Origin of the sequence: Streptomyces europaeiscabiei (genome assembly GCF_001550375.1) — a bacterium.
GTDB lineage: Bacteria > Actinomycetota > Actinomycetes > Streptomycetales > Streptomycetaceae > Streptomyces > Streptomyces europaeiscabiei.
The window spans coordinates 1-10,067 of the sequence record NZ_LRTR01000456.1 but is presented as its reverse complement, the minus strand read 5'-3'; the positions used below and the strand labels follow the sequence as shown (position 1 = coordinate 10,067).

Genomic DNA, 10,067 nt, shown 5'->3' with positions numbered 1-10,067 from the left:
GGGCGGCGACCTGGCGCAGGTCTTTCGGGGGCGCGGGGAACCGCGCGATCAGCCCCCTACGAGCCGCCGTCGCCGAACGCGCCGCAGAACCCGAGCCATCAGGCGCTCCCGCACAGCCGAGGGCCCCGCGAACCCGGAAGGTTCGCGGGGCCCTCGGCTGTGCGGCGCGGCTCAGTGGTCGGCCGCGATGTTGCCGAACGTCGGGTTGAGCGCCGCGATGAGGCCGACGCTGAGGCCCGTGACTGTGACTGTGACGGGGACGTCGACGGGGACCTGTAGGTCCAGGCCGGAGGTGGCGCCCGGGGAGCCCACGGCAGCGCTGTCCGCGGACGAGTCGGCGACAGCGGCACCGGACGAGGCGTCTGCGGCGAGACCGGCGGCGGTGACGGTCAGGGGGCCTTCCTGGCGAAGTTCGTGAGCTGTGTTCCTCCTGCGTCGTGCGTGTCCGGCCCGCGGGCCGTGCGCTGATCGACGCCGGGCGGGGGCGCGGTGGCACCGACGAGCGGCGGGAGCTGCTCGTTCACGCATCGGGGGTGGAACGACGACACGGGGAACCGGTGAGGCGAAAGCCTGACCGGCCTCCCAGGGGCGCCTGGAAGGCCGGTGGTCACTGTGCTCCGGGGCGGGAACGTCAGTGGTTGACACCCAGGTTGCCGAAGGCCGGGTTCAGGATGCCGACGACGTTCACGCTGTTGCCGACCGCGTTCACGGGGATGTGGACCGGGGCCTGGATGACGTTGCCCGAGACGACGCCCGGCGAGCCGATGGCCTTGCCGTCGGCGTGCGCCCCACCGTCGGTGGCGGAGGCCATGCCGGCACCGGCGGCGACGAGGCCACCGGCCACCATCGTGACAGCGGCGGCCTTCTTCAGGTTCTTCACTTTGAGCCCTTCCTTGCGATCACTGCGGCGGTCGCACACAGCACGCACTGAAGAACGGCGGGGGTTCCCCGAGGATGCGCCATCCGGGGGACATACACCCGACAGTATGAATCTCAGCCCGGAGAGGAACCCTCCGTGTTGCCGGACAATCCGCACGTCATCCGGCCAAACCATGACGTACCGCCCAGAGCGCGGCCTGGGTGCGGTCCGCCAGGTCGAGCTTCATCAGGATGTTCGAGACATGGGTCTTCACCGTCTTCTCGGAGAGGACCAGGGCGCGGGCGATCTCCCGGTTGGAGCGGCCGTCGGCTATCAGGCCGAGCACCTCGCGCTCCCGCTCGGTGAGTGAACCGCCTCTCCCCTGGCCGGAGTTGGCCTCCTGGGACAGGAGCACCTCGGCGACCTCCGGCTGGAGGAGGATGTGGCCGGCGTGCACCGAGCGGATGGCGCCGGCGAGGGCGTCGGGATCCACGTCCTTGTAGACGTACCCGGCGGCGCCGGCGCGCAGGGCCGGGACGACCGTGCGCTGCTCGGTGAAGCTGGTGACGATGAGCACACGCGCGGGGTTGGCGAGTTCGCGGAGCTTGCGCAGCGCGTCGACACCGTCCATGCCCGGCATCTTGACGTCCATGAGGACGACGTCGGGCCGGAGCTCCTCGGCGCGGGCGACTCCTTCGGCGCCGTCGGCGGCCTCGCCCACGACCTCTATGTCGTCCTGCACCTCCAGGAAGGTGCGCAGACCGCGTCGGACCACCTGGTGGTCGTCGACGAGGAGCACCTTGATTGCGTCAGCCACCGGGGACCTCCATCTCGATCGTGGTGCCCTTTCCGGGCGCCGACTCCACGGTCAGCCGGCCGCCGACCCCGCTCGCCCGGTCACGCATGGAGACCAGGCCGAGGTGGCGTCCGGCTCGGCGTACGCCCAGGGGGTCGAAGCCGGCGCCGTCGTCCGTGACCCGCAGGACGGCTCCGCCGCCGTGCCGGTCGAGGGTGACGTCGACCCGCTCGGCTCCCGAGTGGCGCAGGGCGTTGTGCAGGGCCTCCTGGGCGACGCGCAGCATGGCCTCCTCCTGGGCGGCGGGCAGCGCGCGGGCTCCGCGGCCGGAGAAGGTGACGCGGGCGCTGTGGGCGCGGTCCAGGACGTGGACCTGGGTGCGCAGGGTGGCGACCAGACCGTCCTCGTCGAGCCCTGCGGGGCGCAGCTCGACGACGGCGGCGCGCAGCTCGTCGGCGGCCTCGGCGGCGAGGGCGGCCACCTGGTGCAGTTCGCCCTTGGCGCGGGAGGGGTCGCGGTCGACGAGGGCGGCGGCGGCCTGGGCGGTCAGGCGCAGGGAGAAGAGTTTCTGGCTGACCGCGTCGTGGAGTTCGTGGGCGAGCCGGGAGCGCTCCTCGGCGATGGTCAGCTCGCGGCTGCGTTCGTAGAGGCGGGCGTTGGTCAGGGCGATCGCGGCGTGCTGGGCGAGGATCGACAGCAGGTCCTCGTCCTCCTCGGTGAAGCCGCAGCCGCCCTCGGGCCTGGGGCAGCGCTTGTTGGCGAGGAAAAGGGCGCCGATGACCTCGTCGCCGTCCCGGATGGGCAGGCCCAGAAAGTCGACGAGGTCGGGGTGGGCGCTCGGCCAGCCCTCGAAGCGGGGGTCCTTGCGGACGTCGGCCAGGCGCTCCGGGGTGGCCTCGTGGAGCATCGCGGCGAGGATGCCGTGCTGACGCGGGAGGGGACCGATGGCCTTCCACTGGGCGTCGCTGACGCCGTCGACGACGAACTGGGCGAAGCCACCGTGGTCGTCGGGGACGCCGAGCGCCGCGTACTCCGCGTCGAGCAGCTCGCGCGCGGAGGCGACGATCGTCTTGAGGACGTCACGCACCTCCAGGTGCCTGCTCATGGCCAGCAGCGCGGAACTCACCGCGGCGAGACCGGACCGTGGACCTTGACTCATGACCTCACCGTACCGGCGGGGTCCGACACCGCGGATCGGACCGCCGGAGGCCTCGTCCGGGCCGTCGGACCTAGGCCGAAGGCCTACGACCGGTCCTAGGACCCCGGGCCGGTCCGGTGACCTAGGGCGAAGGGCCCCGGTGTTCTGCGGCCCGCGGACGAGGCGGTGGGGGCGGTCCCGTTCCTACGTTGGGATCACCGCCGACCGGTTCGGGAGGCGGTCGAGGACGAGGGGACGGATGTCATGCCGGTAGCGATCATCACGGGGGCTTCGAAGGGGCTGGGCCGGGCGCTCGGCGCGGCGCTGGCGGAGCGCGGGTGGGACCTGGTGCTCGACGCCAGGACCGCCGAGGCGCTGAAGGAGTCGGCGGCGGAGCTGTCGGCGTACGGGACGCGGGTGGAGGCCCTGCCGGGGGATGTCACGGACGCCGGGCACCGGGCCGGGCTGGTGGCGGCGGCGCGGGGGCTGGGCGGGGTCGACCTGCTGGTGAACAACGCGAGCGCGCTGGGCGCCGAGCCGCTCGTACGGCTGGAGGAGCTGGCGCTGGACGGGCTGCGGCGGGCCCTGGAGGTCAATGTGGTCGCGGCGCTGGGGATGGTCCAGGAGGCGCTGCCGCTGTTGCGGGCCTCCGGGGCGGGCGCGGTGATCGGTGTCACCTCGGACGCGGCGGCCGCGGCGTACGGGACGTGGGGCGGGTACGGGGCCTCGAAGGCGGCGCTGGACCAGCTGTCGGCGGTGCTGGCCGAGGAGGAGCCGGGGCTTCGGGTGTGGGCCGTCGATCCCGGGGACATGGGCACGGACCTGTACGCGGCGGCCGTACCGGATGACGACGATCCGCGGCCGAGCCCGAGGAGTGTGGTGCCGGCCTTTCTGCGGTTGCTCGACGAGCGGCCGGCCAGTGGCCGCTACGGGGCGCCGTCCCTGCTGGAGGGGCGATGACGACGGCGGCGGTGCGTGTCCCGGACGAGCTGCACGCGCGTGTACCCGCCGAACAGCGCGGGCCGGGCCTCGACCGGGACGGCGTACGGCTGCTGGTCTCGCGCGGGACGGAGGTGTCGCACCACGCGTTCACGGCGCTGCCGGGGTTGCTGAGGGCGGGGGACCTGCTGGTGGTCAACACGTCGCCGACGCTGGCGGCGGCGGTGGACGGGACGGTCGGGCCCGCGCGCGTGGTGGTGCATTTCTCGACGCGGGGTGACGACGGGCGGTGGGCCGTGGAGCTGCGGGATCCGGACGGACGCGGCACCACGCGCGCGCGTACGGGCGGTCCGGCGGGTACGGAGGTGCGGCTTCCCGGGGACGTGCGGCTGGTTCTGGAGGAGCCGATGAGCGAGCGGGGCGAGCGGCTGTGGTGGGCCCGGGTGTCCTCCGCCGCTGTCGCCGGGGTGCTGCGGGAGCACGGGCGGCCCATTCGTTACTCCTACACGGAGCGGGATCAGCCGTTGTCCGTGTATCAGACGGTGTTCGCGCTGCCGTCGCGGGACGGGGCGGGGAGTGCGGAGATGCCGAGTGCGGGGCGGCCGTTCACGGCGCGGCTGGTGGCGGAGCTGGTGAGCCGGGGTGTGCAGTTCGCGCCGGTCGTGCTGCACACCGGGGTGGCGTCGGCGGAGGCGCACGAGCCGCCGTATCCGGAGCGGTTCGCGGTGCCGGAGGCGTCGGCGCGGCTGATCAACAGCGCGAAGGCGGGCGGCGGGCGAGTGGTCGCGGTGGGGACGACGGCGGTACGGGCGGTGGAGTCGGCCACCGGGTCCGACGGCGTCGTACGGGCGCGGGAGGGGTGGACGGGTCTGGTGGTGACGCCGGAGCGCGGGGTGCGGGGGGTGGACGGGCTGCTGACGGGGCTGCACGAGCCGGAGGCCTCGCATCTGCTGATGCTGGAGGCGGTCGGGGGGCGGGCGGCGATCGACCGCGCGTACCAGGAGGCGGTCGGGGGGCGTTACCTGTGGCACGAGTTCGGGGACGTGCACCTCGTCCTGCCGCCGGAGGAACCTCACGGAGAGCGTTGCGACAGCAACTACCCGTGAGACGAGCGCCCGGCCGGTGTGAGCCCTCCCATAGGGTGCGCATCACGTACGAACGTGCCTAGGAGATGGATAAGGGCGGTTTGAGCGGGAAGGACGGGTTGTTCTGTCCCGTTTTGCCGTTTCCGGTTCAACTAAGCGGGATCGTACGTCACACCTTTGCCACCCGATTTTGCGGCCGCTAAGAATGGTTTCAGTCGCTCGACGCCGTGGGTTCTCCCGCGGCGTTTCCGCTGGAAGAGCAGTGTCCTGAACCGGCCCGAGAGCGACCTCCGCGCTATTCGAAGAGGTCCATCACTCATGCTCAAGAACGCCAAGAACCCCGGCCACAGTCTCGCGCTGACCAAGACCCACAAGCTCTCGTTCGCCGGAGTGGCCGCCTTCGGTGCCGCCGCCCTCGCGTTCTCGCTGGTGCCGGCCGAGGCTCAGACCGCCACGCAGACGGTGTCCGCGGCTCCGGCGGCGTTCAGCCAGAACCCGGCCCAGGCGGCGAAGGCGAGCGTCACCGACCAGGCCGCCGACGCCGACAAGAAGGCCGCCGCGGCCGCCGCGAAGAAGAAGGCCGAGCAGGAGCGCGCGAAGAAGGAGGCCGCGAGCCGGTCCGCCCAGCGCGCCAAGATCGCCAAGGCCGCCGCGAAGACCTACCCGAACAACCTCGACGGCTGGATCCGTGAGGCGCTCGACATCATGAAGAAGCACAAGATCCCGGGCACGTACAACGGCCTGCACAAGAACATCATGCGGGAGTCCTCGGGCAACCCGAAGGCCATCAACGACTGGGACATCAACGCCATCAACGGCGTCCCGTCGATCGGTCTGCTGCAGGTCATCAAGCCGACCTTCGACGCCTACCACGTCCCGGGCACGGCCAAGAGCCAGTACGACCCGGTCGCCAACCTGACGGCCGCCGCGAACTACGCCGCCGACCGCTACGGGTCGATCGACAACGTCAACAGCGCGTACTGAGGCCTGCGCGGACCTCTGAGAACGTGGAAGGGCGGCACCCGGTGCGGGTGCCGCCCTTCGTACGTCGGTGCCCGGCCCATGGGCCGTGGGCGCTACTTCCGCATGACCTCCGGTTCGTGGCGGCGCAGGAAGCGGGCCACGAGGACACCGCAGATCACGCCGATCACGATGAGGGCGATCATGTCGAGGCTGTAGGAGCCGACCGTGTGGTCCCACAGCGGGTCGGTGTCGCCCGCCTCCTTGGGGGGACTGATGTTGTTGAAGTCCAGCGTGGCACCGGCGGCGGCGACCGCCCAGCGCGACGGCATCAGGTACGAGAACTCGTTGACGCCGGGGCTGCCGTGCAGGGCGAAGAGGCAGCCGGTGAAGACGACCTGGACGATCGCGAACATCACCAGCAACGGCATCGTCTTCTCGGCGGTCTTCACCAGCGAGGAGATGACCAGGCCGAACATCATGGACGTGAAGCCGAGGCCCATGATCGGGATGGAGAGTTCGAGCATGACGGCGAACTTGCCCTCGCCGAAGATCAGCGCCTCGTCCGGGATCGTCCGGCTGGAGAAGCCGATCGCGCCGACCAGGGCGCCCTGGAACACGGTGACCGCGCCGAGGACGATCACCTTGGACATCAGGTACGCCGAGCGCGACAGGCCGGTGGCCCGCTCCCGCTCGTAGATCACCCGTTCCTTGATCAGCTCGCGGACGGAGTTGGCGGCGCCCGCGAAGCACGCGCCGACCGCGAGGATCAGCAGCACCGTGGTGGCCGTGCCGTTCGGGATGGGCAGGCCCGTCGCCTTGTTCACCCCCCGGACCAGCAGGTCCTTGTCCGGGTCGATGAGCAGGCTCACCGCGCCGAGCACGGCCGGCAGGATCACCGTCAGCGCGAGGAAGCCCTTGTCGGACGCGATGACGGAGACGTAGCGCCGGACCAGGGTGCCGAGCTGGGAGAGCCAGCCCTGCGGCTTCGGCGGGCGCATCGACTGCGGCGGCGGCATGTGCACCGACTGCGGGGCCACGGCGTCGATGTCCGCGGCGTACATCTGGTAGTGCTGCGAGCCCTTCCAGCGACCCGCCCAGTCGTAGTCGCGGTAGTTCTCGAAGGCGGAGAAGACGTCGGCCCAGGTCTCGTAGCCGAAGAAGTTCAGGGCCTCCTCGGGCGGACCGAAGTACGCCACCGAGCCGCCCGGGGCCATCACCAGCAGCTTGTCGCAGATCGCCAGCTCGGCGACGGAGTGGGTGACCACCAGGACCGTACGGCCGTCGTCGGCGAGGCCGCGCAGCAGCTGCATGACGTCGCGGTCCATGCCCGGGTCGAGGCCGGAGGTCGGCTCGTCCAGGAAGATCAGCGACGGCTTGGTCAGCAGCTCCAGGGCGACCGAGACGCGCTTGCGCTGGCCGCCGGAGAGCGAGGTGATCTTCTTGTCCTTGTGGATGTCGAGCTTCAGCTCGCGCAGCACCTCGTCGATACGGGCGTCGCGCTCCTGGGCCGTGGTGTCGGCCGGGAAACGGAGCTTGGCCGCGTACTTGAGGGCCTTCTTGACGGTCAGCTCCTTGTGCAGGATGTCGTCCTGCGGGACCAGACCGATGCGCTGGCGCAGCTCGGCGAACTGCTTGTACAGGTTCCGGTTGTCGTAGAGGACGTCACCCTGGTTGGCCGGGCGGTAGCCCGTGAGCGCCTTCAGCAGGGTGGACTTGCCGGAGCCCGAGGGGCCGATGACCGCGATGAGCGACTTCTCCGGGACGCCGAAGGAGACGTCCTTCAGGATCTGCTTGCCGCCGTCGACGGTGACCGTCAGGTGGCGTGCGGAGAAGGAGACGTCACCGGTGTCGACGAACTCCTCGAGCCGGTCGCCGATGATGCGGAACGTCGAGTGGCCGACGCCGACGATGTCGTTCGGGCCGAGGAGTGCCGTGCCGCCCTTGGCGATCGGCATACCGTTGACGAACGTGCCGTTGTGCGAGCCGAGGTCACGGATCTCGAAGCGCCCGTCGGGCGTCGCGTGGAACTCGGCGTGGTTGCGCGAGACCTGCAGGTCGGAGACGACCAGTTCGTTCTCCAGGGCACGGCCGATGCGCATGACGCGGCCGAGTGCCAGGTGGTGGAACGTGGTCGGGCTGCGGTCGCCGTGGACCGGCGGCGCCCCCGCGCCACCACCGGGGCCCTGCTGCGGGAAGCCCTGCTGCTGCGGGACCTGTGCCGCTTGCGGCTGCTGCCAGCCCGCCTGCGGCGCCTGCTGCTGCGGGGCCTGCTGGCCGGCGTATCCGGCGCTCGCGCCCTGCGCGGCGTACGGCTGCTGCTGGGGCTGCGCGACGGACGCGGCACTGCCGGAGAGGTTGAGTCTCGGGCCGTCGGTCGCGTTGCCCAGGTGCACGGCCGAGCCTGGACCGATCTCCAGCTGGTGGATCCGCTGCCCCTGGGCGAAGGTGCCGTTGGTGCTGCCGTGGTCCTCGATCACCCAACTACGGCCGCCGAAGCTGATCGTGGCGTGACGCCAGGACACCCTGGCGTCGTCGAACACGATGTCCCCCTGCGGATCACGTCCGAGGGTATATGCCCTGGACGGATCGAGCGTCCAGGTTTGTCCGTTCAATTCCAGTACGAGTTCCGGCACTCCATGCCCCACTGAGTTGTCCCCCGAATTACCCCCATCACAGGGAGTCTAGGGATGTCGAACATCGGGGGGAACTATTTCAGGCTCGACCCCCTGACCGAAAGTCGGGCCTTGTGAAGAGTGCGTACGGGGGCATCGGCCGGTCCCGTTGACGGGGTTGAAACCGGGCCGGAGAGTGGTAATCCCACGCGAGGGGGACATCAGCGGTACAACGCCGCGATGCGGATCGGGGGGTCCGACCATGAGCGACCGGAAAGTTGGCCCTGGCAGGAGCGTGCCGTGGGGGGACGTAGTGTTCTCCGCGATCGCCGCCGTGAGCTGGGCGTTGATCGGAATGACGGGTACGGCGGCACTCGGCCTGCATCTGTTGGAGGCCGACTCCGCGGGCGAACTCGGGCCCATGACGGCGGCGGTTGTGGCGCTCGGGGCGGGTGGGTCGGTGACCCCTTCCGGCGATGTGTCCGCCTTTGGCCTGGAAGGAGCACAGGCCACCACCGCCATCGAGATCACGCCACTGGGTGTCGGCCTGGTGGGAGCGCTCCTGCTGTCCTGGTTCTTCCTGCGGTCCCTGCGCGGCGCGAGAGTTGTGATCACCCCCGTCGAACTCCTCGCGCGGGCGGGCACGGTGCTCGCGCTCTTCGTGGCGCTGATGGGCGCACTGGCCTGGGCCGGGAACGCCGTCGTCACCCTCGACGGGACCCGGCTGGGGATCGACGGACGACTGCCGGGCGGCGGCGACCTCGACGACGTGGAGATCCCCGGGCTCGGCGACATCGGGGACATCGGCGGCGGCCTGCTGCCGGACCGGCTCGGCGACCTGGCGGACGCGAACGCCAAGGTCGGCTTCTCCGTCGACACCGTGCCGACCCTGCTCGGGGGCCTGGCCTGGTGCCTCGGTGTGCTGCTCATCGCCCTGCTGGCCTCGCGCCGCACTCCCCTGCCACCCGCCCTCGGCGCCCTGCACCGGGTCGTACGGCCGGCCGTGTCCGCGGTGGTGACGGTACTGCTGGTGGCGGTCCTGGCCGGGATCGCGGCGGCGGCGTACGCGGCGATCGGTGACCCCCACCCCGGGCGGATCGCCGGCGCGGCCCTACTCGGCGCACCCAACGGTGTCTGGCTGGGCGTCCCCATCGGCCTCCTCGTCCCCTGGGACGGCCGGGCCACCGGCGCGCTGGCCGACCTCCTGCCCGACCCGCTCGACGAGCTGCTGCGCATCGACGCGAGCGAACCCGTCACGCTCGGCCGCCTGGCCGAACTGGACAGCAGGGTCTGGCTGTTGGGTCTCGCGGCCGCACTGATGATGGTGTACGCGGGTGTCCTGACCGCCGTACGTACGCCCTTTGTACGTCCATCGGCTGCCGCCGCTGCCGGGGGTGCGTCCGGTGCCGATGCACGGGGCGCAAGCGCGCTCGGCTTCGTGGGGCGCTGCGCTCTTCGGCTGGGCCTCGCGACAGCGGTGGCGCTGCCGCTGCTCGTATGGCTGACGGAGGTGTCGGTGGACGCCTCGCTGGCCGTCTTCGGCTTCGACGCGTTCGACGCGGGGATCGAGTTGCGCGGGCAGGCTGCCACGGCCCTGGTGCTGGGCGCGCTGTGGGGCGCGGGTGCGGGGGCCGCAGGGGCGCTGCTGGCGTGCGCGACGCGAGCCGCCGGGCTG

The 10,067-nt window shown here is 71.3% G+C and carries 10 protein-coding genes; 4 read left to right on the top strand and 6 right to left on the bottom strand.

The genetic code is table 11. The annotated features are described in order from the left end of the window. Positions 1–171: 171 nt before the first annotated feature. The 5 genes from AWZ10_RS55495 to AWZ10_RS22280 all read right to left on the bottom strand — a co-directional run bounded on the left by AWZ10_RS55495 (position 172) and on the right by AWZ10_RS22280 (position 2,814). Positions 172–312 carry a chaplin family protein gene (locus tag AWZ10_RS55495; RefSeq protein ID WP_319137642.1) on the bottom strand — a complete coding sequence of 47 codons (141 nt, stop codon included), beginning with the start codon at positions 310–312 and terminating at the stop codon, positions 172–174. A 77-nt stretch (positions 313–389) separates the two neighbouring features. Further along, positions 390–524, bottom strand: coding sequence for a hypothetical protein (locus tag AWZ10_RS55140; RefSeq protein ID WP_276145818.1), 135 nt, complete (start codon positions 522–524; stop codon positions 390–392). Between the two features lie 107 nt (positions 525–631). After that, positions 632–880 (bottom strand): chaplin ChpE, encoded by a 249-nt coding sequence (gene chpE / locus AWZ10_RS22290; RefSeq protein ID WP_033529228.1) that lies wholly within the window; start codon positions 878–880, stop codon positions 632–634. 157 nt (positions 881–1,037) lie between these two features. After that, the gene (locus tag AWZ10_RS22285; RefSeq protein WP_060891891.1) at positions 1,038–1,676 is read right to left on the bottom strand and encodes a response regulator; all 639 of its coding nucleotides are present in this window, start codon (positions 1,674–1,676) and stop codon (positions 1,038–1,040) included. Beyond that, positions 1,669–2,814, bottom strand: a complete 1,146-nt coding sequence (locus tag AWZ10_RS22280) for a GAF domain-containing sensor histidine kinase (protein WP_037691228.1) — start codon at positions 2,812–2,814, stop codon at positions 1,669–1,671. Before AWZ10_RS22280 ends, AWZ10_RS22285 begins: the two co-directional genes overlap by 8 nt. A gap of 243 nt (positions 2,815–3,057) precedes the next feature. Here AWZ10_RS22280 and AWZ10_RS22275 point away from each other — a divergent pair, with 243 nt between their 5' ends. The 3 genes from AWZ10_RS22275 (at position 3,058) to AWZ10_RS22265 (ending at position 5,801) form a co-directional block, all read left to right on the top strand. After that, on the top strand, positions 3,058–3,753 hold the full coding sequence (locus AWZ10_RS22275; RefSeq protein ID WP_060891893.1) for an SDR family NAD(P)-dependent oxidoreductase: 696 nt from the start codon (positions 3,058–3,060) through the stop codon (positions 3,751–3,753). After that, positions 3,750–4,838: an S-adenosylmethionine:tRNA ribosyltransferase-isomerase gene (locus AWZ10_RS22270; RefSeq protein ID WP_060891890.1), complete on the top strand. Its 1,089-nt coding sequence runs from the start codon at positions 3,750–3,752 to the stop codon at positions 4,836–4,838. The genes AWZ10_RS22275 and AWZ10_RS22270 overlap by 4 nt, the downstream gene beginning before the upstream one ends. A gap of 297 nt (positions 4,839–5,135) precedes the next feature. Continuing rightward, on the top strand, positions 5,136–5,801 hold the full coding sequence (locus AWZ10_RS22265) for a transglycosylase SLT domain-containing protein (RefSeq protein WP_046705980.1): 666 nt from the start codon (positions 5,136–5,138) through the stop codon (positions 5,799–5,801). A gap of 92 nt (positions 5,802–5,893) precedes the next feature. Here the strand turns inward: AWZ10_RS22265 and AWZ10_RS22260 are convergent, their stop codons facing one another. After that, a complete protein-coding gene (locus AWZ10_RS22260; protein ID WP_046705981.1) occupies positions 5,894–8,413 on the bottom strand; it encodes an ABC transporter ATP-binding protein/permease in 2,520 nt (839 codons plus the stop codon). Between the two features lie 241 nt (positions 8,414–8,654). On the opposite strand from AWZ10_RS22260, the gene AWZ10_RS22255 reads away from it, so the two are divergent. Further along, on the top strand, positions 8,655–10,067 hold a 1,413-nt coding region (locus tag AWZ10_RS22255; RefSeq protein WP_060891892.1), incomplete at its 3' end, for a streptophobe family protein.

What these genes read in the sequence shown, in the direction of transcription:
- AWZ10_RS22275 (WP_060891893.1), top strand. Translation starts at nt 3,058, where the DNA reads ATGCCGGTAGCGATCATCACGGGGGCTTCGAAGGGGCTGGGCCGGGCG.
- AWZ10_RS22265 (WP_046705980.1), top strand. Translation starts at nt 5,136, where the DNA reads ATGCTCAAGAACGCCAAGAACCCCGGCCACAGTCTCGCGCTGACCAAG.
- AWZ10_RS22270 (WP_060891890.1), top strand. Translation starts at nt 3,750, where the DNA reads ATGACGACGGCGGCGGTGCGTGTCCCGGACGAGCTGCACGCGCGTGTA.
- AWZ10_RS22280 (WP_037691228.1), bottom strand. Translation starts at nt 2,814, where the DNA reads ATGAGTCAAGGTCCACGGTCCGGTCTCGCCGCGGTGAGTTCCGCGCTG.